The 24,785-nt window shown below is 53.9% G+C and carries 16 protein-coding genes, 8 tRNA genes and 4 rRNA genes; all 28 read right to left on the bottom strand.

Going from position 1 to position 24,785, the window contains the following annotated elements; genetic code table 11:
* Positions 1–267 precede the first annotated feature (267 nt).
* The 28 genes from radA to cysK all read right to left on the bottom strand — a co-directional run bounded on the left by radA (position 268) and on the right by cysK (position 24,710).
* Entirely contained in the window at positions 268–1,641 is a 1,374-nt protein-coding gene (gene radA, locus GHH_RS00530; RefSeq protein ID WP_015373719.1) for a DNA repair protein RadA, read from the bottom strand.
* Positions 1,642–1,718: 77 nt separating this feature from the next.
* Positions 1,719–4,151 carry an ATP-dependent protease ATP-binding subunit ClpC gene (gene clpC, locus GHH_RS00525; protein ID WP_011229593.1) on the bottom strand — a complete coding sequence of 811 codons (2,433 nt, stop codon included), beginning with the start codon at positions 4,149–4,151 and terminating at the stop codon, positions 1,719–1,721.
* Entirely contained in the window at positions 4,148–5,239 is a 1,092-nt protein-coding gene (locus GHH_RS00520) for a protein arginine kinase (RefSeq protein WP_011229592.1), read from the bottom strand. Before GHH_RS00520 ends, clpC begins: the two co-directional genes overlap by 4 nt.
* A 5-nt stretch (positions 5,240–5,244) precedes the next feature.
* Positions 5,245–5,793: a UvrB/UvrC motif-containing protein gene (locus tag GHH_RS00515; protein WP_011229591.1), complete on the bottom strand. Its 549-nt coding sequence runs from the start codon at positions 5,791–5,793 to the stop codon at positions 5,245–5,247.
* A gap of 15 nt (positions 5,794–5,808) precedes the next feature.
* Positions 5,809–6,270: a transcriptional regulator CtsR gene (gene ctsR, locus GHH_RS00510; RefSeq protein WP_011229590.1), complete on the bottom strand. Its 462-nt coding sequence runs from the start codon at positions 6,268–6,270 to the stop codon at positions 5,809–5,811.
* A gap of 264 nt (positions 6,271–6,534) precedes the next feature.
* Positions 6,535–6,651 (bottom strand): 5S ribosomal RNA (gene rrf, locus GHH_RS00505).
* A 470-nt stretch (positions 6,652–7,121) separates the two neighbouring features.
* Positions 7,122–10,051: ribosomal RNA gene (locus GHH_RS00500) — 23S ribosomal RNA — on the bottom strand.
* An 808-nt stretch (positions 10,052–10,859) separates the two neighbouring features.
* Positions 10,860–12,417: ribosomal RNA gene (locus GHH_RS00495) — 16S ribosomal RNA — on the bottom strand.
* A gap of 346 nt (positions 12,418–12,763) precedes the next feature.
* A tRNA-Ala gene (locus tag GHH_RS00490) sits at positions 12,764–12,836 on the bottom strand.
* Between the two features lie 12 nt (positions 12,837–12,848).
* Positions 12,849–12,922, bottom strand: a tRNA-Pro gene (locus tag GHH_RS00485).
* 4 nt (positions 12,923–12,926) lie between these two features.
* A tRNA-Arg gene (locus tag GHH_RS00480) sits at positions 12,927–13,000 on the bottom strand.
* A 3-nt stretch (positions 13,001–13,003) separates the two neighbouring features.
* A tRNA-Leu gene (locus GHH_RS00475) sits at positions 13,004–13,089 on the bottom strand.
* 16 nt (positions 13,090–13,105) lie between these two features.
* A tRNA-Gly gene (locus GHH_RS00470) sits at positions 13,106–13,180 on the bottom strand.
* An 11-nt stretch (positions 13,181–13,191) separates the two neighbouring features.
* Positions 13,192–13,276: transfer RNA gene (locus GHH_RS00465), tRNA-Leu, on the bottom strand.
* 10 nt (positions 13,277–13,286) lie between these two features.
* A tRNA-Lys gene (locus GHH_RS00460) sits at positions 13,287–13,362 on the bottom strand.
* 546 nt (positions 13,363–13,908) lie between these two features.
* Positions 13,909–13,984, bottom strand: a tRNA-Val gene (locus tag GHH_RS00455).
* A gap of 8 nt (positions 13,985–13,992) precedes the next feature.
* A 5S ribosomal RNA gene (gene rrf / locus GHH_RS00450) occupies positions 13,993–14,109 on the bottom strand.
* The 16S, 23S and 5S rRNA genes sit together here with 8 tRNA genes alongside, the layout of an rRNA operon.
* Before the next feature lie 289 nt (positions 14,110–14,398).
* A complete protein-coding gene (locus GHH_RS00445) occupies positions 14,399–15,766 on the bottom strand; it encodes an ISLre2-like element ISGsp3 family transposase (RefSeq protein ID WP_015373718.1) in 1,368 nt (455 codons plus the stop codon).
* A gap of 282 nt (positions 15,767–16,048) precedes the next feature.
* Positions 16,049–17,533, bottom strand: coding sequence for a lysine--tRNA ligase (gene lysS / locus GHH_RS00440; protein WP_015373717.1), 1,485 nt, complete (start codon positions 17,531–17,533; stop codon positions 16,049–16,051).
* Positions 17,534–17,862: 329 nt separating this feature from the next.
* Positions 17,863–18,864: a tRNA dihydrouridine synthase DusB gene (dusB, locus tag GHH_RS00435; RefSeq protein WP_011229588.1), complete on the bottom strand. Its 1,002-nt coding sequence runs from the start codon at positions 18,862–18,864 to the stop codon at positions 17,863–17,865.
* Positions 18,865–18,880: 16 nt separating this feature from the next.
* Positions 18,881–19,102 (bottom strand): helix-turn-helix domain-containing protein, encoded by a 222-nt coding sequence (locus GHH_RS00430; RefSeq protein ID WP_011229587.1) that lies wholly within the window; start codon positions 19,100–19,102, stop codon positions 18,881–18,883.
* Positions 19,054–19,581, bottom strand: a complete 528-nt coding sequence (gene folK / locus GHH_RS00425) for a 2-amino-4-hydroxy-6-hydroxymethyldihydropteridine diphosphokinase (RefSeq protein ID WP_015373716.1) — start codon at positions 19,579–19,581, stop codon at positions 19,054–19,056. Before folK ends, GHH_RS00430 begins: the two co-directional genes overlap by 49 nt.
* A complete protein-coding gene (gene folB, locus GHH_RS00420; protein ID WP_014194586.1) occupies positions 19,582–19,971 on the bottom strand; it encodes a dihydroneopterin aldolase in 390 nt (129 codons plus the stop codon).
* Positions 19,934–20,785, bottom strand: a complete 852-nt coding sequence (gene folP / locus GHH_RS00415; protein ID WP_015373714.1) for a dihydropteroate synthase — start codon at positions 20,783–20,785, stop codon at positions 19,934–19,936. Before folP ends, folB begins: the two co-directional genes overlap by 38 nt.
* The gene (gene pabC, locus GHH_RS00410; protein ID WP_015373713.1) at positions 20,785–21,660 is read right to left on the bottom strand and encodes an aminodeoxychorismate lyase; all 876 of its coding nucleotides are present in this window, start codon (positions 21,658–21,660) and stop codon (positions 20,785–20,787) included. The genes folP and pabC overlap by 1 nt, the downstream gene beginning before the upstream one ends.
* A 5-nt stretch (positions 21,661–21,665) precedes the next feature.
* Complete coding sequence (gene pabA / locus GHH_RS00405; RefSeq protein ID WP_015373712.1) at positions 21,666–22,241, bottom strand: aminodeoxychorismate/anthranilate synthase component II; 576 nt, start codon at positions 22,239–22,241, stop codon at positions 21,666–21,668.
* A 5-nt stretch (positions 22,242–22,246) separates the two neighbouring features.
* Positions 22,247–23,668, bottom strand: a complete 1,422-nt coding sequence (gene pabB / locus GHH_RS00400) for an aminodeoxychorismate synthase component I (RefSeq protein WP_015373711.1) — start codon at positions 23,666–23,668, stop codon at positions 22,247–22,249.
* Between the two features lie 115 nt (positions 23,669–23,783).
* The gene (gene cysK, locus GHH_RS00395; RefSeq protein WP_011229580.1) at positions 23,784–24,710 is read right to left on the bottom strand and encodes a cysteine synthase A; all 927 of its coding nucleotides are present in this window, start codon (positions 24,708–24,710) and stop codon (positions 23,784–23,786) included.
* Positions 24,711–24,785 lie beyond the last annotated feature (75 nt).

The following is a 24,785-nucleotide window of genomic DNA, read 5'->3' as shown; positions in this document are numbered from 1 at the left end:
CCAATGTTTGAAACCAATTGGAAGACAATTTTTAATCGTTTTTGAACATTCGACATCTGCTTGTAACAATAGCGAAAAACGCCGGCCAAACGCCATAGTTGTTTCGGATCACCCTACTATTTTTTACGTACATCAGAGCGAAAAGGTTCAATCCTTTTAGGCTGTTTATGCCTCTGCTTAAACACTTAAGAATGAAGAGGCGATGAATTTTTGATCGCTCATATCCCCTTGGGCGCGAAGAACCGGGTTGCGCAGGTGAAAGAGCGATTAACACATTGTATGCTCAAGCGCCTCGGCCACATGCGAAACACCGATCACTTGCACACCTTTTGGCGGCTGCCAGCCAGCTAAATTGTTTTTTGGCACAATGATGCGGGAAAAGCCTAATTTTACCGCCTCCTGCACGCGCTGTTCGATGCGCGAGACGCGGCGCACCTCTCCAGTTAAGCCGACTTCGCCGATAATGACATCCGCCGGATTCGTCGGCCGATCGCGAAAGCTCGAGGCGATGCTGACAGCGACCGCCAAGTCAATTGCCGGCTCATCAAGCTTCACGCCGCCCGCCACTTTCAAATAAGCATCTTGGTTTTGCAACAGCAGCCCAACCCGCTTTTCGAGCACGGCCATCAAAAGCGACACACGGTTATGGTCAAGGCCGGTTGCCATCCGTCTCGGGTTGCCGAAGCTCGTCGGCGAGACGAGCGCCTGGATTTCCACGAGCACCGGCCGCGTCCCTTCCATCGCCGCCACGACCGTCGAGCCAGCCGCTCCGCGCGACCGTTCTTCTAAAAACACTTCTGATGGGTTTTCCACTTCCTTCAGCCCAATGTCGCGCATCTCAAAAATGCCGATTTCGTTCGTTGAGCCAAAACGGTTTTTCACCGCTCGCAAAATGCGATACGTATGGTGTCGCTCCCCTTCAAAATAGAGAACGGTGTCCACCATATGTTCGAGCAGGCGCGGCCCGGCGATCGCCCCTTCCTTCGTCACATGACCGACGATAAAAATGGCAATGCCTTTTGTTTTCGCCAGCTTCATCAGCTCGGCCGTGCATTCGCGCACTTGGGCGACGCTGCCCGGTGCAGAGGAAATATCGGTGCGATACACCGTCTGAATCGAATCAATGATGACACAAGCAGGTTGAACCGTTTCAACCGCTGCCACAATGTATTCCAAATCTGCTTCCGCCAACACGTACAGCCGATCGCACTCCGCACGAAGGCGTCCAGCGCGCAGCTTTACTTGTTTGACCGATTCCTCACCGGAGACATACAGCACTTGATGCCCAGCGGCGGCCAGCTGCGCCGATGTTTGCAAAAGCAACGTTGATTTGCCAATGCCAGGGTCGCCGCCGATCAAAACGAGCGAACCTTTGACGATTCCACCGCCCAACACGCGATCGAGCTCCGCGCTGTTCGTTTTCATGCGCGGCTCTTGCACCGCCTCCACGGCTGTAATCGGGACCGGTTTGGCCGAACCCGCCCGCTCCGAATGAAGAAATGCGCCGCGCACAGTCGGTTTCTCCTGCTCCATTTCCTCAACAAACGAATTCCATGTTTGGCATCCCGGACAGCGTCCAAGCCATTTGGCCGACTCATATCCACACTCTTGGCAAACGAACTTCGTTTTCTTCTTCGCCATCGATCTTAACCCTTTCTGTAACGTTTTCCAACGAAAAAAAGGCATGGGCAGGAAGCTGCCGCATGCCTTTTCTTCCCTCACACGACCGCCTGTTTCGACAATACGACAAACTCCCCGTCTTTGACATCCACGACGACTTTTTGCCCTTTGGCGATCGTGCCTTTTAACAATTCTTCGGACAAACGGTCTTCAACATGCTTTTGCAAGGCGCGGCGCAGCGGACGGGCACCGTATTCTGGATCGAACCCTTCGGCGGCGATTTTCTCAATGGCGGCCTCCGTCAGCTCAAGATCAATGTCTTGCTCTTTCAGCCGCTTCACGAGCGTATCGGCCATCAATCGGACGATTTGTTTCAGATGGTCTTTTTCGAGCGAATGGAAGACGATGATTTCGTCGATCCGGTTTAAAAACTCTGGACGGAATGCTTTTTTCAGCTCATCCATCACTTTGCTTTTCATATCTTTGTATTGCTGGTTCCCGTCTTGAATGTTGAAGCCAACGTACTTATTCCGTTTCAGCGCATCGGCGCCGACGTTGGATGTCATGATGATGATCGTGTTGCGGAAGTCGACCGTCCGCCCTTTCGAGTCAGTCAGCCGCCCATCTTCCAACACTTGCAGCAAAATATTGAACACGTCCGGATGCGCTTTTTCCATCTCATCTAACAGGACAACCGAATACGGCTTGCGGCGCACTTTTTCCGTCAGCTGGCCGCCTTCTTCATAACCGACATACCCCGGCGGCGACCCGATGAGCCGCGATGTCGAGTGTTTTTCCATATACTCGGACATATCGATGCGAATGAGGGCGTCTTCATCGCCAAACATCGCTTCTGCCAAGGCTCGGGCCAACTCCGTTTTCCCAACGCCGGTCGGACCAAGGAAAATGAACGAACCGATCGGGCGTTTCGGGTCTTTCAGGCCAGCACGGGCGCGGCGCACCGCTTTGGCGACCGCTTTGACCGCCTCGTCTTGGCCGACGACACGCGAATGCAAAATTTCTTCCAGCTTGAGCAGCCGCTCCGTTTCCGTCTCAGCGAGCTTCGATACTGGAATGCCGGTCCAACTCGAGACGACCGCGGCGATGTCTTCGACCGTCACTTCCAAATTTTCTTGGCCTTGTTTTTCTTTCCACGCACGTTTCGTTTCCTCCAGTTCTTCGCGCAGCCGCTGTTCCATATCGCGCAGCGATGCTGCTTTTTCAAATTCTTGGCTTTGCACGGCCGCGTCTTTTTCTTTCCGCACTTCCTCGAGCTTTTGTTCAAGTTCTTTCAATTTCGGCGGTGCGGTGAACGAACGAAGGCGCACTTTCGAGCAAGCCTCGTCGATCAAATCGATCGCCTTATCCGGCAAGAAACGGTCGGTAATGTAGCGGTCGGACAATTTGACGGCTTGCACGATCGCCTCGTCGGAAATCGAAACGCGGTGGTGCGCTTCATACCGATCGCGCAACCCTTTTAAAATTTGGATCGATTCTTCCACTGTCGGTTCATCAACGTAAATCGGCTGAAAGCGGCGTTCAAGCGCGGCGTCTTTTTCAATATATTTCCGGTATTCATCGAGCGTTGTCGCGCCGATGCATTGAAGCTCCCCGCGCGCCAACGCCGGTTTCAAGATGTTCGACGCGTCGATCGCTCCTTCTGCCCCACCGGCGCCAATTAATGTATGCAACTCATCGATGAACAAGATGATGTTGCCCGCTTGACGAATTTCATCCATCACTTTTTTCAGCCGGTCTTCAAATTCCCCCCGGTATTTCGTTCCGGCGACGACCGTCCCCATATCGAGCGTCATGACCCGCTTGTCGCGCAGCGTTTCCGGCACTTCGTTATTGACGATTTGTTGGGCTAACCCTTCAGCAATGGCCGTTTTCCCAACGCCCGGCTCGCCGATCAACACCGGATTATTTTTCGTCCGCCGGCTTAATACTTCAATGACGCGCTGAATTTCTTTACTGCGGCCGATGACCGGGTCCAGCCGTCCTTCGCGGGCAATCGCTGTCAAATCACGGGCGAGGCTGTCAAGCGTCGGAGTGCTCACATGCGACGCGCCGCCGCCATGGCCTGACATCGACTCATTGCTGCCGAGCAGCTGCAACACTTGCTGGCGCGCTTTGTTCAAGCTTACTCCCAAGTTGTTCAGCACGCGGGCGGCCACCCCTTCGCCTTCGCGGATCAACCCAAGCAAAATATGTTCTGTGCCGACGTATGAATGGCCGAGCTTCCGCGCTTCATCCATCGACAGCTCAATGACTTTTTTCGCCCGCGGTGTATAGTGGATCGTATGCGACACTTCACTGCCACGGCCGATGAGCGATTCGACTTCTTTTTGAATTTTATCTGGGCCGAGCCCAAGCGCCATGAGCGCCTTAGCCGCGATCCCCTCGCCCTCGCGGATGAGGCCGAGCAAAATATGTTCTGTGCCGATATTGTTATGGCCGAGGCGAATGGCTTCTTCCTGCGCCAGCGCCAGCACTTTTTGCGCCCGTTCCGTAAATCTGCCAAACATCATCGTTCATCACCCTCCATCTTTCTTCGTTCCTCCATCTTTAAACGCTCCCGGATCAGCGCCGCGCGGCGGACGTCCCGTTCTTCAGGGCGAAGCGCCCCGCCGGCATATTGCTGCAAAAATCCCGGCTGCGTCAAAATCATCAGCTCATTTAAAATGTTGCGCGAGATGTTCTTGATATATCCTAGATCAATCCCTAAGCGAACATCGGACAGACATTGCGCCGCTTCTTTCGATTCGATGACGCGGCAGTTGGCCAGTATGCCGTATGAACGGAACACCTTGTCTTCTAATTGTATGCCCAAAGTTTTCACTAATGCCTGACGAGCCGCTCTTTCTTGGGCGATCAGCTGCTGAACGATCGTATGCAAATCAGCAACAATGTCTTCCTCCGATTTCCCAAGCGTGATCTGGTTGGAAATTTGGAATATATTTCCCAACGCTTCACTCCCTTCACCGTATGTTCCACGGACAACAAGCCCAAGCTGGTTGATGGCAGGAATAATACGGTTAATTTGTTGCGTCAGCACAAGCGCCGGAAGATGCATCATCACCGAAGCCCGCAATCCCGTCCCGACATTGGTCGGGCAGCTCGTTAAATAACCAAGCCGCTCGTCAAAGGCATAGTTGACATACCCTTCAATCCAATCGTCCAATTCGCTCGCCGCCTCGAGAGCCTCAGCAAGCTGCAACCCCGGGAATAGGCATTGGATGCGGATATGATCCTCCTCGTTGATCATGATGCTGATTTCTTCATTTTCCGAAAGCAGACAAGCGCCAAACGGCGAATCCTCAGCCAGATGCGGACTAATTAAGTGTTTTTCTACCAATACCCGTTTTTCAATCGGCTGAAGCTCCGACATTTTCAACAACTCGAAGCGGCCTGCCCCTCCGTAAGAACGATGGGCGAACGTCCGTTCAAACAACGCGACGATTTGCATCGCTTCTTCACTGCTAAACAGCGTTGGAAAACGAAAGTCAACGATGTTGCGCGCCAGTCGGATGCGACTGCTTAAGACGATGTCCGAATCCGGCCCCTCTTGGCTCATCCACGCGCTGACCGCCGTATTGAAAAACTTCTCGAACGACATACCGCTTACATATCCCCCTCTCCGCGTCGACGCAGTTCATCCTCCAACGAGCGGATTTGGTCGCGCACCTCGGCCGCCCGCTCGAATTCCTCACGAGCGACGAGCTCCTGAAGCTTTTGTTTCAACATAGCAAGTTGCTTGCGCAAATGGAGAACGCCGCCTTTTCGCTTCGGAATTTTTCCTGAATGAGCGGTATTGCCGCTATGGAGCCGTTTCAAAATCGGCGGCAAGTAGCGTGCAAACGTCCGGTAGCAGTTAGCGCAGCCGAACCGCCCGATTTGTGTGAATTGATGGTATGTCATTTGGCACGTCTCACATTGAAGTACATCCGGGTTCGGAAACGCGTTCGCCGTCATCTCTTTCATCGGCGCTTGAAAGTTAAGAAGCCCCGCCAACAAGTTGTTGAGTGAAAAATCATCATTGCCGTAGAACGTAAACATATGGCCATGCTCTCTGGCGCATTGCTCGCAAAGATGGAACTCCGTTTTCTCTCCGTTTACAATTTTTGTAAAGTGCATCGTGGCCGGCCGCTGCTTGCATTCTTGGCAAATCAATGCCTCCCCCTCCCCCTATTTGTATTTCAGCGACGTCAGCATCGCTTTTAACATGCGGGCCCGCAGTTCGTCCCGCTCGGGCAAATCGATATATAAAACAGAACGATCCATAGCGCTTAACATAATTTTCGCTTCCCGCTCCGAAATTACCTTTTCTTCAACGAGACGTTTTACCACATCTTCAGCATTCGATTGGCTGATGCGGTGGCCGACAAGCTCGAGCAGCTGGTCAATAAGCTGTGCTTCACTCTTTGTCTTCACTTTCATAATGCGGATATACCCACCGCCACCGCGCTTGCTTTCGACGATGTACCCTCTTTCAAGGGTAAACCTCGTATTGATGACATAGTTGATCTGCGACGGAACACATTGGAATTTATTAGCGATTTCGCTTCGTTTAATTTCAACGATATCTTGGTCGCTCATATTGAGCACTTGCTTTAAATATTGCTCAATGATGTCGGAAATGTTCGGCACTCTACCTACCACCTTCCTTACAACCAAGCTGCCTGGCGATGGGCCGTCCGCTGACAAGGACACCCCACTGCCTATTCGTTGACTTTGACTATATTTGACCTTACTCTTACTATACAATGTATTACGGAAAATTTCAAGAGTGACCAAAGAAGGAAAACTAACTATAGAATATCCGTTTTTCTGGACAATAAAACGTCAAGCAGCCGAATAAATGAAAAAGCACGCCTTTTCTTCCAAGGAAAGAAAAGACGTGCTTTCCATTTTGCCTAGCAGCGACCTACTCTTGCAGGGGCGCTGGCCCCAACTACCATCGGCGCTGGAGGGCTTAACTTCCGTGTTCGGGATGGGAACGGGTGTTTCCCCTCCGCCATAGCCACTAGGCAACAATGGACAAGTCTTATTATAAGGAAAGTTGACCTGTTGTCAAGACTTTTTCATTCCCTCAAAACTAGATAACCGTGCTCAGGAAGAAGCCGCTCGCCTGCGCTTTTCGCATTGTCCAGCTCCGGCTCGCCGCCGCTCGGGGTCAAATAACCTTCGCCTTCGGGATGTGAACATCCCTGCAGGCGAAGAACATTTGCCCGTCGCGGCGACCCGCTCGCCTGCGCTTTTCACTGTCTAGTTCCGGCCGCCATCGGCTCGCGACGCTTCGGTCCTGCTGCGGCGGCGACAGCCTCCTCGCAGGCCCTCCAGCGCACCTCGCCGATAAGCGGGCGGCCTCCACTTTTCTTGCTGTCCAGTTCCAGCGCCTAGCTCTCTTCTGCCAAATAACCTTCCCCCTCGGGGTGCAAGCACCCCTGCGGGTGAAGAACATTTGGCTTCGAGAGCTAATCGCGGCGCTTCCACTTTTCTAGGTTAAGCCCTCGATCGATTAGTATCCGTCAGCTCCACGTGTCGCCACGCTTCCACCTCGGACCTATCGACCTCGTCATCTTCGAGGGATCTTACCCGCTTTGCGCGGTGGGAAATCTCATCTTGAGGGGGGCTTCACGCTTAGATGCTTTCAGCGCTTATCCCGTCCGCACATAGCTACCCAGCGGTGCCCCTGGCGGGACAACTGGTACACCAGCGGTGCGTCCATCCCGGTCCTCTCGTACTAAGGACAGCTCCTCTCAAATTTCCTCCGCCCGCGACGGATAGGGACCGAACTGTCTCACGACGTTCTGAACCCAGCTCGCGTACCGCTTTAATGGGCGAACAGCCCAACCCTTGGGACCGACTACAGCCCCAGGATGCGATGAGCCGACATCGAGGTGCCAAACCTCCCCGTCGATGTGGACTCTTGGGGGAGATCAGCCTGTTATCCCCGGGGTAGCTTTTATCCGTTGAGCGATGGCCCTTCCATGCGGAACCACCGGATCACTAAGCCCGACTTTCGTCCCTGCTCGACCTGTCCGTCTCGCAGTCAAGCTCCCTTGTGCCTTTGCACTCTCCGAATGATTTCCAACCATTCTGAGGGAACCTTTGGGCGCCTCCGTTACCTTTTGGGAGGCGACCGCCCCAGTCAAACTGCCCACCTGACACTGTCTCCCACCCCGCTAAGGGGTGCGGGTTAGAATTTCAATACCGCCAGGGTGGTATCCCACCGCCGCCTCCACCGAAGCTGGCGCTCCGGCTTCCCAGGCTCCCACCTATCCTGTACAAGCGATACCAAAATTCCATATCAGGCTGCAGTAAAGCTCCACGGGGTCTTTCCGTCCTGTCGCGGGTAACCTGCATCTTCACAGGTAGTATAATTTCACCGGGTCTCTCGTTGAGACAGCGCCCAAGTCGTTACACCTTTCGTGCGGGTCGGAACTTACCCGACAAGGAATTTCGCTACCTTAGGACCGTTATAGTTACGGCCGCCGTTTACTGGGGCTTCGGTTCGCACCTTCGCTTCCGCTAAGCGCTCCCCTTAACCTTCCAGCACCGGGCAGGTGTCAGCCCCTATACGTCGCCTTTCGGCTTCGCAGAGACCTGTGTTTTTGATAAACAGTCGCTTGGGCCTTTTCACTGCGGCTCTTCAGGGCTCTTCACCCCAAAGAGCACCCCTTCTCCCGAAGTTACGGGGTCATTTTGCCGAGTTCCTTAACGAGAGTTCTCCCGCGCGCCTTAGGATTCTCTCCTCGCCTACCTGTGTCGGTTTGCGGTACGGGCACCTCTTCCCTCGCTAGAGGCTTTTCTTGGCAGTGTGAAATCGGGGACTTCCGGATCACTCCGTCGCCGTCACCGCTTGGCCTTATGATCCGCGGATTTGCCTGCGGATCAGCCTCACGGCTTGGACAGGCTCTTCCAGCCGCCTGCTCGCCCTATCCTCCTGCGTCCCCCCATCGCTCAAACGGGAAGAAGGTGGTACAGGAATCTCAACCTGTTGTCCATCACCTACGCCTTTCGGCCTCGGCTTAGGTCCCGACTAACCCTGAGCGGACGAACCTTCCTCAGGAACCCTTAGGCTTTCGGCGCAGAGGATTCTCACCTCTGTTTTCGCTACTCATACCGGCATTCTCACTTCTAAGCGCTCCACCAGTCCTTCCGGTCTGGCTTCTCTGCCCTTAGAACGCTCCCCTACCGATGACCAACGGTCATCCCGCAGCTTCGGCGGCACGTTTAGCCCCGGTACATTTTCGGCGCAGAGTCACTCGACCAGTGAGCTATTACGCACTCTTTAAATGGTGGCTGCTTCTAAGCCAACATCCTGGTTGTCTCGGCAACTCCACATCCTTTTCCACTGAACGTGCACTTCGGGGCCTTAGCTGGCGGTCTGGGCTGTTCCCCTCTCGACCACGGATCTTATCACTCGCAGTCTGACTCCCGGGCATAAGTCGTTGGCATTCGGAGTTTGACTGGGTTCGGTAACCCGGTTTGGGCCCCTAGCCCAATCAGTGCTCTACCTCCAAGACTCCTAAACCCGAGGCTAGCCCTAAAGCTATTTCGGGGAGAACCAGCTATCTCCAAGTTCGATTGGCATTTCACCCCTACCCACACCTCATCCCCGCACTTTTCAACGTGCGTGGGTTCGGGCCTCCAGCCGGTGTTACCCGGCCTTCACCCTGGACATGGGTAGATCACCTGGTTTCGGGTCGACGACGACGTACTCACACGCCCTGTTCAGACTCGCTTTCGCTGCGGCTCCGCCTCTCCGGCTTAACCTCGCACGCCATCGTCACTCGCCGGTTCATTCTACAAAAGGCACGCCATCACCCATCAACGGGCTCTGACTACTTGTAGGCACACGGTTTCAGGTTCTCTTTCACTCCCCTCCCGGGGTGCTTTTCACCTTTCCCTCACGGTACTGGTGCACTATCGGTCACTAGGGAGTATTTAGCCTTGGGAGATGGTCCTCCCTGCTTCCGACGGGATTCCTCGTGTCCCGCCGTACTCAGGATCCGCTCGGGAGGGAACGAAGTTTCGACTACAGGGCTCTCACCTTCTCTGGCCGGCCGTTCCAGACCGGTTCGTCTACCCCGTTCCTTTCTTACTCCCATCGTGAGCGGTCCTACAACCCCAAGAGGACACGCCTCTTGGTTTGGGCTGTTCCCGTTTCGCTCGCCGCTACTCAGGGAATCGCGTTTGCTTTCTTCTCCTCCGGGTACTAAGATGTTTCAGTTCCCCGGGTGTGCCCTCCATGCCCTATGGATTCAGGCATGGATACTGCCCCATTACGGACAGTGGGTTCCCCCATTCGGACATCTCCGGATCAACGCTTGCTTACAGCTCCCCGAAGCGTTTCGGCGTTTGCCCCGTCCTTCATCGGCTCCTAGTGCCAAGGCATCCACCGTGCGCCCTTTCTAGCTTAACCTATTGCGCTCTCGGCTTCTTCCTTTGCTTTATCGGTTATCTAGTTTTCAAGGAACGAGACTGCTTCTTGAATTTGCTTCTCTGCAGTCTTGCATCGAGGAATCCTGCTTCCTCGAATCTGCTAGAAGACGCAGATGCAAAGTAGCTCCTTTGAATTCGCTTCTTTGCAGCTTTGCGCCGAGGAATCCAGCTTCCTTGAACCTGCTGGAAGACGAAGGCGCAAAGTAGCTCCTTTGAATTCGCTTCTTCGCTGGTTTGCATCGAGGAATTCGGCTTCTCCGAATCCGCTTGTAGACGCAGACGCAAACGAGACTACTTCATTGAATTCACTTCTCTGCAGTCTTGTGCCGAGGAATCTTGCTTCCCTGAACCTGCTAGCAGACGCAGGCACAGGCGCTTTTGAAGGAACTTTTCATTCCTTCAAAACTGAACGAAGCGACTGCCTTGAGTCTGCTTCCTTGCAGCTTTGCGCCGAGGAATCCAGCTTCTCTGAATTCACTTGTAGACGCAAAGCGACTTCTTTGAACAAACTTCCTTGCGGCTTTGTGCCGAGGAATCTTGCTTCCCTGAACCTGCTAGCAGACGCAGGCACAGGCGCTTTTGAAGGAATTTCTCATTCCCTCAAAACCGAACGAAACGAAAGCGCTGTGTATCGACAGTTGGCCATTGCGGCCTCCGCTTTTCGGATTGTCTAGCTCCGGCCGCCATCGGCTCGCGACGCTTCGGTCCTGCTGCGGCGGGCTAAGCCCGCTCGCAGGCCCTCCAGCGCACCTCGCCGATAGGCGGGCGACCTCCGCTTTTCTCCTTAGAAAGGAGGTGATCCAGCCGCACCTTCCGGTACGGCTACCTTGTTACGACTTCACCCCAATCACTTGCCCCACCTTCGGCGGCTGGCTCCCTTGCGGGTTGCCTCACCGACTTCGGGTGTTGCAAGCTCTCGTGGTGTGACGGGCGGTGTGTACAAGGCCCGGGAACGTATTCACCGCGGCATGCTGATCCGCGATTACTAGCGATTCCGGCTTCATGCAGGCGAGTTGCAGCCTGCAATCCGAACTGAGAGCGGCTTTTTGGGATTCGCTCCCCCTCGCGGGTTCGCAGCCCTTTGTACCGCCCATTGTAGCACGTGTGTAGCCCAGGTCATAAGGGGCATGATGATTTGACGTCATCCCCACCTTCCTCCGACTTGTCGCCGGCAGTCCCTCTAGAGTGCCCAACTGAATGCTGGCAACTAGAGGCGAGGGTTGCGCTCGTTGCGGGACTTAACCCAACATCTCACGACACGAGCTGACGACAACCATGCACCACCTGTCACCCTGTCCCCCCGAAGGGGGAACGCCCAATCTCTTGGGTTGTCAGGGGATGTCAAGACCTGGTAAGGTTCTTCGCGTTGCTTCGAATTAAACCACATGCTCCACCGCTTGTGCGGGCCCCCGTCAATTCCTTTGAGTTTCAGCCTTGCGGCCGTACTCCCCAGGCGGAGTGCTTATCGCGTTAGCTGCAGCACTAAAGGGTGTGACCCCTCTAACACTTAGCACTCATCGTTTACGGCGTGGACTACCAGGGTATCTAATCCTGTTTGCTCCCCACGCTTTCGCGCCTCAGCGTCAGTTGCAGGCCAGAGAGCCGCCTTCGCCACTGGTGTTCCTCCACATCTCTACGCATTTCACCGCTACACGTGGAATTCCGCTCTCCTCTCCTGCACTCAAGTCCCCCAGTTTCCAATGACCCTCCACGGTTGAGCCGTGGGCTTTCACATCAGACTTAAGGGACCGCCTGCGCGCGCTTTACGCCCAATAATTCCGGACAACGCTCGCCCCCTACGTATTACCGCGGCTGCTGGCACGTAGTTAGCCGGGGCTTTCTCGTGAGGTACCGTCACCGCGCCGCCCTCTTCGAACGGCGCCCCTTCGTCCCTCACAACAGAGCTTTACGACCCGAAGGCCTTCTTCGCTCACGCGGCGTCGCTCCGTCAGGCTTTCGCCCATTGCGGAAGATTCCCTACTGCTGCCTCCCGTAGGAGTCTGGGCCGTGTCTCAGTCCCAGTGTGGCCGGTCACCCTCTCAGGCCGGCTACGCATCGTCGCCTTGGTGAGCCGTTACCTCACCAACTAGCTAATGCGCCGCGGGCCCATCCGCAAGTGACAGCCAAAGGCCGCCTTTCAACCAAAGACCATGCGGTCTTCGGTGTTATCCGGTATTAGCTCCGGTTTCCCGGAGTTATCCCGGTCTTGCGGGCAGGTTGCCCACGTGTTACTCACCCGTCCGCCGCTGACCAAACCAGAGCAAGCTCCGATTTGGTCCGCTCGACTTGCATGTATTAGGCACGCCGCCAGCGTTCGTCCTGAGCCAGGATCAAACTCTCCAAAAGAAAGTTGATTGACTTTTCGGATTGTCCAGCTTCGGCCAAAGCGGCCTCCGCTTTTCGTCGCGCTTCGTTTCGTTCAGTTTTCAAGGAACGAGACCTCTTCTTGAACTTGCTTCGTTGCAGTCTTGCGTCGAGGAACCCAATTCCCCCGAATTCACTAGAAGACACAGGCGCAAAGTTGCTGCATTGAAACAACTTCTCTGCTGGTTTTCGTCGAAGAATCCCGCTTCTCTCCATTCACTTGCAGGACACAAGGTTGCTACTTTCGTTTGCTTCTCTGTAATCCTACCGAGGAACCTCACGTCTTCAAATTCCCTTGCAAGCGGCAGGCACAGACATAAAGCAACAGTGGAGCCTATCGGGATCGAACCGATGACCTCCTGCGTGCAAAGCAGGCGCTCTCCCAGCTGAGCTAAGGCCCCATATATCCGCTATCGGGAAGACAGGATTTGAACCTGCGACCCCATGGTCCCAAACCATGTGCTCTGCCAAACTGAGCTACTTCCCGCCAACGCGCTCGAGAGGATTCGAACCCCTAACCTTCTGATCCGTAGTCAGATGCTCTATCCAATTGAGCTACGAGCGCAAGTGCCGAGGGCCGGACTCGAACCGGCACGGTAGTGACCTACCCCAGGATTTTAAGTCCTGTGCGTCTGCCAATTCCGCCACCCCGGCTAAATGGGCAAATAAATGGAGCGGAAGACGGGACTCGAACCCGCGACCCCCACCTTGGCAAGGTGGTGTTCTACCGCTGAACTACTTCCGCTCGAATCAACATGCGGGTGAAGGGACTCGAACCCCCACGCCCGTAAAGGGCACTAGACCCTGAATCTAGCGCGTCTGCCAATTCCGCCACACCCGCAAATCAATTGTGGTGAGCCATGGAGGACTCGAACCTCCGACCCTCTGATTAAAAGTCAGATGCTCTACCTACTGAGCTAATGGCTCATAGTCAAGTATACACTCACAGTGAACGATGTCCCTTCCTCTGCTAGCATATTCGAAGATGTCGGATGCGTCGGGACAACTCGAAGCAAATCCGAAGATGCTTCGCTCGTTGCTCTACCTACTGAGCTAATGGCTCATAGTCAAGTATACACTCACAGTGAACGATGTCCCTTCCTCTGCTAGCATATTCGAAGATGTCGGATGCGTCGGGACAACTCGAAGCAAATCCGAAGATGCTTCGCTCGTTGCTCTACCTACTGAGCTAATGGCTCATAGTCAAGTATACACTCACAGTGAACGATGTCCCTTCCTCTGCTAGCATATTCGAAGATGTCGGATGCGTCGGGACAACTCGAAGCAAATCCGAAGATGCTTCGCTCGTTGCTCTACCTACTGAGCTAATGGCTCATAGTCAAGTATACACTCACAGTGAACGATGTCCCTTCCTCTGCTAGCATATTCGAAGATGTCGGATGCGTCGGGACAACTCGAAGTAGATTCAAAGATGTAATACTCGTCACTGAACTAATGGCTCATAATAGGTGATGGTGGAGGATGACGGGATCGAACCGCCGACCCCTTGCTTGTAAGGCAAGTGCTCTCCCAGCTGAGCTAATCCTCCACAAGATTGCCTAGCGACGACCTACTCTTGCAGGGGCGCTGGCCCCAACTACCATCGGCGCTGGAGGGCTTAACTTCCGTGTTCGGGATGGGAACGGGTGTTTCCCCTCCGCTATCATCACTAGACAATCAACAGACAAGTTATATTATAATTAAATTTATTTATTTGTCAATAGGTCCTTGTTTTTGATTAGTGCTGTCGTTTCAACGTGCTATCATAATATAACACGTTGGGAGTGGTTTGTCAACTCGACTTCCTGTGTGGAGTCAGTCAAGACTTTGTGGAGAACATTTTTTCGGTTCACTACGGGCGTTGTCAATCACTAGTTAGCGAACCATTTTCAGGAATTAATATCGTAAGCGCTTTCGGACTCTCATCCCTCATCTTGAGGCGATGATACGATATTCCATTTTTTTACACCCAACCACCATCCCGGAGCGCCGACAACGCTTGATGGATCGGTGTCCCGGATGACCGCTGCAGACACGGTAGATTCTGACGCACCACATCTGCCCATAACCGTCCGGCCTTCCGTTTGGCCTGTTCGATCCGCTTGGACTTTGTTGAGGCCGAGGCCGCCGTTCGGGTCTCTTCTTCCTCCACCAACTGCCCATTTCTCCGCCAAATCCCGTCGATTCGGGCCGCCATCGCCCTCAGAAACGCCCGAAGCCCTTGGTCTTTCCAGCTGCGGCGGGATTTCACCCGATGCGCAAACCGGCTCATCACGCTCTCGGCGTGGCCCATCGGACGCATGCCGGTCGTCTCCACCCCTTGCTCCGACAGCCACTCCCGATAGTCCCGGATGCATCCCGGCATCGACTCGATCCGGCGGATCATGGCAGCCATCTGCTTCTCTTTCGCTTCGTCCTCCAACGTGCCGACCGCGCTGTTCAGCTCCACGAGAAGCCCCTCTTCGTCTTGTTTCGCCAGCTTCTTCCGCACCTCCCGCCAACGCGGATGGCCGGACAGACACTGACGCAGCTCCCGCGCCACATGAAATCGATCCAGCTGAAAGCACGCCCGCTTCCCAAAATACTCCCGGCAGGCCGTGATCCACGACGCCGCGTCGCCGTTGATGATCAACAGGTCCCGGCACGGATCATAGGCATATTCGTTCATCAGCCACTCTTCGAACCGTTCCCACACGTCTCCCTCCCCTTCATGGAGGTAGTGGCGCCGGTTCAGGAGCTGGAGCTGCGAACCGTTTCGTTTCCATCCCTCGTGAACCGCCAGGATTTTCTCTTCTTTCGCCCGTTTCCCTTTCCCCTGGCGGGAAATAAACAGTCCATCCGCCTCCACAAACAGCACCCGGCCGTGCCGTTGGGAAACAGGGCGGTGCAGCGAGACAGGGGCCTCCAGCACCAGTTGGCGAATCGCCTCGTGGCTCATGACCGCATACCCCACGATCGACTCCAACGTACGGGCCGCTTTGCGGTAGGAAGAGCACTCTACGGCCAACTCGACCGCCGTTTCCTCGAGGCAAGGACTGATCGATCGGGCCCCATCAAAGCCTAATTCGGCATCCAGCAAGAAGGTATAGTTCCCCGTTTGCCGGTCATAGTAGTAGTTCCGTCGAAACGTCACTTCTCCAAACAGCGTTTGGATCGTAGTCGGCCGTTTGTCTTTCAGCTGATACCGGCGCTTGTCCCGCGCTTCCGCCAGTTGTTGATCAATCTCCTCCAAAAGGGCCGCCAACAAGACAGCGAACACCTTTTGAAGAGTTCTGACTAATTGTTCCTCCAGCTCTTTTAATAAAGGCCATTCTGTGGTAAGATGTTTCATGGACTCTCTCCCTCCTGTTTTCGGTTGATGTTGACAATCACCATCATAGCAGGGAGAGAGTCCTTTTTGCATGACATTTGCTTTTTTCTACCGCGCTTCGCTTGGTGGCCCCGACGAGCGTCGCGAACAAAAGTTCGCAACCCTCGTCGGGGATCATTTCGGAATGTCACCCACAAATATTTTACTCACACTCCTGTGTTTGTTTTTCAACAAAACAACGACAACTATTTTTACATAAATGAAAAGCCCCCTGCTGCTTGTCTTTGCAGGGAGCGATCAAATTTATTTATGACGCATTTGCGGGAAAAGCAACACGTCGCGGATCGACGGCGAGTTCGTCAGCAGCATGACCAGACGGTCGACCCCGATGCCAAGCCCGCCTGTTGGCGGCATGCCGTACTCGAGCGCTTCAAGGAAGTCTTCGTCCATTTCATGTGCTTCATCGTTTCCTTGTTCACGCTCTTTCAGCTGCGCCTCAAAGCGTTGGCGCTGATCGATCGGATCATTCAATTCGGTAAAGGCGTTGGCATGTTCACGCCCGACGATAAACAGCTCAAATCGGTCGGTAAAACGCGGGTCGTCCGGATTTTTCTTGGCCAACGGTGAAATTTCAACCGGATGGCCATAAATGAACGTCGGCTGAATGAGGTGAGACTCGACTTTTTGTTCAAAAAATTCGTTGACAATATGGCCAAACGTCATATGTGGAGCAACTTCCACTCCATGTTCTTTCGCCAGCTCCCGCGCCTCTTCGTCGCTCATCTGCCGCCAGAAGTCGACGCCGACATATTCCTTGATCGCATCGACCATATGGAGGCGCCGCCACTCGGGCGTTAAGTCGACGACATGCTCGCCGTATTGAATTTTCGTCGTTCCAAGCACTTCAGTGGCAATGTGGGCGATCAAGTTTTCCGTTAGTTCCATGATGTCACGGAAATCGGCGTACGCCTCGTACAATTCGAGCATCGTAAACTCCGGATTATGGCGGGTGGAAATGCCTTCGTTCCGGAAAACGCGGCCGATTTCATACACTTTTTCCAAACCACCGACGATGAGCCGTTTTAAATGGAGCTCGATGGCGATTCGCATATAAAGGGTCATATCCAATGCGTTATGATGCGTAATGAACGGGCGCGCCGCAGCGCCGCCAGCAACGGCGTGCATCATCGGCGTTTCAACTTCCAAATAGCCACGGCTGTCGAGATACCGCCGCATCGATTGGATGATGAAACTGCGGGTGATGAACGTCTTTTTGCTCTCCGGATTCATAATTAAATCGAGATAACGCTGGCGATAGCGTTGCTCTATGTCTTTCAAACCATGGTATTTTTCCGGCAGCGGACGCAGCGCTTTCGTCAAAAATTCGTACGACGACACTTTGATGGAAAGTTCACCAACTTTTGTTTTAAACATTGTGCCGCGCACGCCGACGATATCGCCAAGGTCAGAGATTTTAAACAGTTCGTACTGCTGTTCGCCAACATCGTCTTGACGGACGTAAATTTGAATCTGCCCGGTGACATCCTGGATATGGGCGAACCCGGCTTTTCCTTTGCCGCGCTTTGTCATGATGCGGCCGGCGACGGCGACTTCAATTTGCTTTTCTTCAAGTTCCTCTTTCGACAAATCGCCGTACAGTTCGAACAGTTCTTGCGCTTTATGAGTGCGCTCGAACCGTTTGCCAAACGGGTCGACACCCAATTCCTCAATTTTTTTCAGCTTTTCCCTGCGGACGCGCAGTTGGTCGTTCAATTCTTCATGACTCATACCTCATTCACTCCATTTAGCGATTTTTTACGAAAAATACTGCCAGCGCTCGCTGGCAGTCCTCCGCTGCATGAACGTCATCTCCGTTGTGTGAACTACCCACACCTACGCTTCGCTTAGAGGTGGAGGCTTCAAGCGACTTGTGCGTGTTCGCCGAACGGTAAGCCACACACAAGAACCCTTTACGCTTCCCTTCGTTCCGAAGGTGTCCGTTCTAGCCATATTCTATCCTATTCGTTGGCTAACGCCAACCGACATTCATCTCCCACCTACTCACTGGGTTACACCCTTCGCGTTCCTTGAGGTGGGAGACTTCTTTCGGAAATCCGTTAAACGGCTTCGGCGTTCGCCGCTGCTTGGACTTCCGCTTCCTCCGCCACGCGAAGCAACAGTGCGGCCAGTTCGTCCCGCGTTTCACATTCATTGATGGCGTTCCGGATTTTCGCTGCGCCGCGAATGCCTTTTAAATACCAAGCAGCGTGTTTACGCATTTCTTTGACGGCGATATATTCGCCTTTTAAGGCAATTAATCGGTCTAAATGCAGCAGGCAGACATCGATTTTTTCCCTCGGCGTCGGTTCCGGGATGAGCTCTCCAGTTTCTAAATAACGGACAGTGCGATAGATCATCCAAGGGTTTCCAAGCGCCGCCCGTCCGATCATGACGCCGTCGACCCCTGTTTCTTCAAGCATCCGCTTTGCATCTTGAGGCGTTTTGACATCTCCGTTGCCGATAACCGGGATGTTGACGGCTTCTTTCACTTGCTTGATGATGTTCCAGTCCGCTTTTCCTTCATACATTTGCACCCTTGTCCGTCCGTGGACGGCGACGGCCTTCCCGCCGGCGCGCTCAACGGCTTGAGCGTTTTCGACGGCGTAAATGTGCTTTTCATCCCAACCGATCCGCATTTTCACCGTGACCGGTTTTTCAACGGCATCGACGATCGCGGCAACGACATCATAAATTTTATTCGGGTCAAGCAGCCATTTCGCTCCAGCGTCGCAATTCGTAATTTTCGGCACTGGGCAACCCATGTTGATGTCGATGATATCTGCATTCGTATTTTTATCGACAAATTTCGCCGCTTTGACGAGCGTTTCTTTCTCGCCGCCGAAAATTTGCAAGCTGATCGGCTTTTCCCGTTCATCAATATATAACATGTTTAACGTCTTTTCGTTGTTGTATACGATTCCTTTGTCGCTTACCATCTCGGCGCATACAAGCCCGGCGCCGAATTCTTTGACGGTCAGGCGGAACGCGGAGTTGCATACGCCTGCCATCGGAGCGAGCACGACGCGGTTTTTAATTTCGACATCGCCAATGCGAAACATCGCAGATGCCTCCTTTCTACTTGTTCGATTCGAGTTTCGGCGGCGCCAGTTCTTCCACCGATATATTCAGCCGTTCGGCGATTTGTCCAACGAGCGAATCGGACGGCATCCGGTTCCCCCGTTCAATTTCACCAAGGATCGATACGGAAATGCCTAGTTCTTTCGCCAGTCTTTCTTGCGTATATCCTTTCAACTTTCGAAAAGCGCGAATACGTCTTCCCCATCTTTCCGCTTCCATACATGAACTCCTTTTTTGTCAGGTAGTCGGCCAATGATGTCGATTAACGGCTCGGAAAGGTTCGGTATTGCCACGTGGGAGTTGACTTCAAACAACGGGATGAGCACGAACGCCCGCTCCGCCATGCGCGGATGCGGGATCGTCAGCTGCTCTGTTTCAATATTTTCATGATTATACAGCAAAATGTCAAGGTCTAACGTCCGTGGTCCCCAGCGAATTTCCCTTTTTCTTCCAAGACGTCGTTCGATTTGCTGGGTCACGTCAAGCAAGGCAAACGGCGACAACGTCGTCGCCACCTCGATCACCATGTTTAAAAACTTGCCTTGGTTGACATAGCCGACCGGATCGGTTTCATAAATCGATGAGCTCGATGTGATCAAAATTTCCTGATGATGATGGAGCGCTTCAATGGCAGAACGCAAATAGGAAACACGATCTCCGAGGTTGGAGCCTAAAGCGAGATATGCGATGTTTTCCATTTAACGACCCCTATCAATTTCGACTGCGACATGTTGATAATGGCCGCGAATCGGCGGATTCGGCTTCGTCACTTTGACAATGCAGCGCTCGACAACAGGAAAGGCAGCGAGCAAGTCGGCGGCGATCGCTTCAGCGACCGCCTCGATCAAGGCGAACGTCCGCTCCTCAACGATCGCCCGGCAGCGCTCGTACACATCGGCGTAGTTGACGGTATACTCAAGACAATCGCTCCGCCCGGCGGGCTGCAAGTCGAGCTCCAACGTCACATCGACCAAAAATCGCTGGCCAAGGATGTTTTCTTCGCGAAACACCCCGTGGTAGCCGTAAAACTCCATGCCTTGCACATAAATTTTATCGATGACCGCTCTCTCCCTTCCCAAGCATAGCATCCATCATTTTGGCCATGCGGGCAATCGGCAATACATCATGGACTCGGACGATGTGCACCCCTTTCATGATGCCGAGACAAACGGTCGCTCCTGTTCCTTCGACCCGCTCCTCGACAGGCACGCCGAGCACATGGCCGATAAATCGTTTGCGCGACGTGCCAAGCAAAAGCGGATAGCCGAGAGCGGCAAATTCATCAAGGCGCCGCATCACCTCCAAGTTATGCTCGACCGTCTTGGCGAAGCCGATCCCCGGATCTAAAATAATGTTCTCATCTTTCACACCCGCCTCTTTGACAATGCGAATGCTTTCTTTCAAATCGGCGATCATGTCGGAAATCAAATCGCGATAGGCCATATCGCGGCGGTTGTGCATTAAAATGATCGGCGCGCCGTACGTGGCGGCAACACCGGCCATATCAGGGTCCGCCTTGGCTCCCCAAACGTCGTTGATGATGTGCGCCCCAGCCTCCATGGCTTGCCGCGCCACTTCCGCTTTGTACGTGTCAATTGAGATCGGCACACTCACCGCCTTAGCAATCGCTTTTACCGCCGGAATGACGCGGCGCAATTCTTCATCAAGCGGCACTGGATCCGCCCCCGGACGAGTTGATTCACCGCCGATGTCAATGATGTCTGCTCCTTCCGCCACGAGCCGCTTCGCGTGCTTGACCGCGTTTTCCACGTCGTAAAACCGGCCGCCGTCGGAAAACGAATCGGGCGTGACGTTGACAATGCCCATGATCAACGTTTTTTTGTTTAAGTCAAGCTCATGCCCGCGGCATTGAAGCCGAAGAGGGCGCATCGATGTTGTCATCAGTCGTTCATCCTTTCTGCCAATTCGTTCCTCGTCCATAGCCGATGGGTCAAGCGTCGGTAATGGTGCTGCAAGGCCCGGACCACCGGACCATTTTTTCCTTGGTAAACGCAATGGCCAATGCGGCAAAGGGGTACAATTTCCTGCACAGAGTTGGTGATAAATGCTTCATCAGCCTGCAACAAATGGGACAGCGGATATACCCCTTCTTCAACTGGGATGCGCAACTGCTTGAGCAAAGCAATGATGAATTGTCTTGTGATGCCGTTTAATATGCCGACAGCCGGCGCTGGCGTGTAGACGATGCCGTCTTTCACCCAAAAAATATTGGAAACGATCCCCTCCGCTACCGCACCATCTGAATTCAAAAAAATTCCTTCCGCATGAGGTCGATGTCCGAGCTCCCATTTCCCAATCATATTGTTTAAATAATGGTGCGACTTTAGTCGCTCATTGCCTTCCGGGCTGTTTCGCCTTGCCGCGAGCACCACCCCTTCTTTTCCTTCCGGAGGGACGGACGGCGGAAGCGGCTTCATATAGACGATGACGGTCGGGTTTCGGTAACGTTCGATCGGCAAGCCGAGATCGCCGACCCCGGCCGATACATTGAAGCGCACATAAGCGTCGCGCAAGCCATTGGCCTCGAGCAACTGCTCGATGATCGCCACCACTTCGGCGCGGCCGAACTGCCTTTCGATGTGAAGCTCAGACAGCCCTTTGTTCAATCGGGCCAAATGATCGTCAAGCAAAAAAGGGTGGCCGCTATACGTGCGGAATGTTTCAAATAAGCCGAGCCCATATAAAAAGCCGTGATCAAACGCTGATAACTGCGCTTCTTCGCGCGGAACGACCGCGCCGTTGATATACACGTACATGACTGTCACGCCTTTTTATACGTGTTGATAAAGTTTTTCAACAGCTGCATCCCATGGCTTGTCATAATCGATTCCGGGTGAAACTGCACGCCTTCCACCGGCAGCGTTTTATGGCGAATCGCCATCACTTCACCCTCTTCCGTCCAAGCCGACACGACGAAACAGTCCGGAAGCGTCTCTTTCTCGACGATAAGGGAATGGTAGCGCGTTGCCGTAAACGGGTTCGGCACGCCGCGGAAAATCGTCTCCCCATCATGGTAGACGGACGATGTTTTCCCGTGCATCAGCCTTGGAGCGCGGACAACGCGGCCGCCGAACGCCTGGGCGATGGCTTGATGTCCGAGGCAGACGCCGAAAATCGGAATTTGGCCGGCAAAGCGATCGATGACTTCCAGGCTGACCCCTGCCTCATTCGGTGTGCATGGACCGGGGGAAATCATAATAAAATCAGGGCGGAGTCGTTCGATTTCAGCCACCGTAATTTCATCATTCCGTTTGACAATCAGCTCTTCTCCCAACACGCCCAAATATTGCACCAAATTGTACGTAAATGAATCGTAGTTATCAATCATGACGATCATCATTCTCACCTCATGCTCGGAAATAATGCCTCTGCTTCGCTCAGCTCTTTCGCTTTCCAAAGGGCAGCCGCTTTCTTTAAACATTCCTTGTACTCATGCTCTGGGTTGGAATCGATGACGATGCCCGCTCCTGCCTGTACATGCGCCAATCCGTCTTTGACGACCATCGTTCGAATGGCGATGTTTAGCTCCATGTTTCCTTGAAAATCGATCCAACCGATCGAGCCCGTGTACAAGCCGCGGCGGACCGGTTCCAACTCTTCAATAATCTCCATTGTTCGCACTTTCGGAGCGCCGGTGATCGTCCCGCCGGGAAACATGGCGCGAATGACGGAAAACGCATCGTGCTCCGTCGTCATGGTGCCGGATACGTGAGAAACGATATGCATCACATGAGAATACTTTTCGACGGTCATCCATTCGTCAACTCGAACCGTCCCGTATGCACAGACGCGCCCAAGGTCATTCCGTTCAAGATCAACGAGCATGGCGTGCTCGGCCCGCTCCTTTTCACTCGCAAGCAACTTGCGAGCAATTTGTTCATCCTCTGCCGCCGTCCGACCGCGCGAACGTGTGCCGGCAATCGGCCGCGTCTCAAGACGCCATCCCCGCTTGCGGACGAGCAACTCCGGCGAGCCGCTGACGACTTGAAATTCCGGGGTATGCAAATACGCCATGTAAGGGGACGGGTTCAGCATCCGCAACTGCTTGTAGACGGCAAATGGATGCGTCACCAGCGGCTGCGACTGACGCACCGATAAGTTGACTTGAAACACATCGCCCGCCGCAATATAGCGTTGCACGCGGCGAACCGCATCCATAAACCTCTCTTTTGTCATGGAAACAGACGGCGCAGCTGTCGAGGCAGCAAGCGGCCAGACCAGCGCTTCATTCCGATCCTCGAGCCACATCCGTGCTTGCCGCGCAAGCCGCCGGTTTGCTTCGCTTTCCTCCCCTTCATTCGCGTAGGCAAGCAAATGAAGCTGTTCAGTTTGGTGATCATAAATCGCTACGTCGTCAAAGAGGAAAAAATACATGAGCGGCAGCCGCAAATCATCTTGCGCGAGCACCGGGAGCCGTTCCAGATAGCGAACCGCATCATAGCTAATGAAACCGATCAGCCCGCCTTGGCAAGGCAACGACTCCCCCTCATCCGGCACGGCGAAACACCGAAGCCATTGCCGGAGCCCTTCGAGCGGCGAGCCATCCAGCACCGTTTCAACCCCGCGCTGCTTGATGATGAGCCGCCGCTCGTCAGCGCGGATCACTCCGATCGGGTCAAGGCCGATCATGCTGTACCTTCCCCCTTGGCCGCTCTCAAGCAACACATGATGAGGCCGGCTATAGGCCAGCTGTTCGTACTGGCGGAACCAATCCCGTCCGCGATAATCGATAGTTCGTTTCAGTCGCCTGCGCCGCTGTTCCATCCTCGTCAGCTCCTTACGATGTCCATAGTTACTTTTATTGTACAATGATTGTCCGTCTGGGTCACCATCCTCGTAAAAAAAATTCGACAGGGTTGCCCCTGCCGAAAAAGTCTGCTTAGTCTTCAAATTGGTAAAGAGGCGTGCTCAAATAACGTTCGCCGTTGCTCGGGATGATGGCGAGCACTTTTTTCCCTTTGCCGAGCTCTTTCGCCACTTTCAATGCCGCATGAATCGCAGCGCCGGACGAAATGCCGCCGAGAATGCCTTCCTCGCGAGCCGCGCGGCGGGCCGCCGCAAACGCTTCTTCCGTCGTTACCGTAATAACCCCATCGTAAATGCTCGTATCCAAAATATCTGGAACAAAGCCAGCGCCGATCCCTTGGATTTTGTGCGGGCCCGGTTTTCCTCCCGACAAGACTGGGGAATCGGCCGGTTCAACGGCGTAAATTTTAATGTTTGGGTAAGCTTCGCGCAACACTTTGCCTGCTCCGGTGATCGTTCCGCCCGTGCCAACGCCGGCAACAAACGCATCAAGCTGGTCGCCCATTTGCTCCACGATCTCTTTCCCGGTCGTCAAGCGATGGATTTCCGGGTTCGCCTCGTTTTTAAATTGCTGCGGCATAAAGTAGCCGTGCTCGCGGACGAGCTCTTCCGCCTTTGCGATTGCTCCGCGCATCCCTTGTGCACCCGGTGTGAGCACAAGCTCGGCTCCATACGCCCGCAGCAGGTTGCGGCGCTCCAAGCTCATCGTATCCGGCATGACCAATACAGCCTTATATCCTTTCGCCGCCGCGACCATCGCCAATCCGATCCCAGTGTTGCCGCTTGTCGGCTCAACGATCGTGTCGCCCGGCTTCAGCTTGCCCGCTTTTTCCGCCGCTTCAATCATCGCCAACGCAATCCGGTCTTTGACGCTGCTGCCTGGGTTCATAAATTCCAGTTTCAAATACACATCCGCGCTGTCTTCATCAACGATGCGGTTCAGTTTCACGGCCGGCGTATCGCCGATCAATTCGGTTATCGAGTTGACTGTGCGTGCCATTGTTCCACCTCTAATCCCCATTAATTTTATCGACTTTGTCTCCAATGTATCAACTATTGGCGTAATTGTCAATCA

The organism is Geobacillus sp. GHH01, assembly GCF_000336445.1.
In the GTDB taxonomy this organism is placed as follows: domain Bacteria; phylum Bacillota; class Bacilli; order Bacillales; family Anoxybacillaceae; genus Geobacillus; species Geobacillus zalihae.
This window is presented reverse-complemented; position numbering and strand designations above follow the sequence as displayed.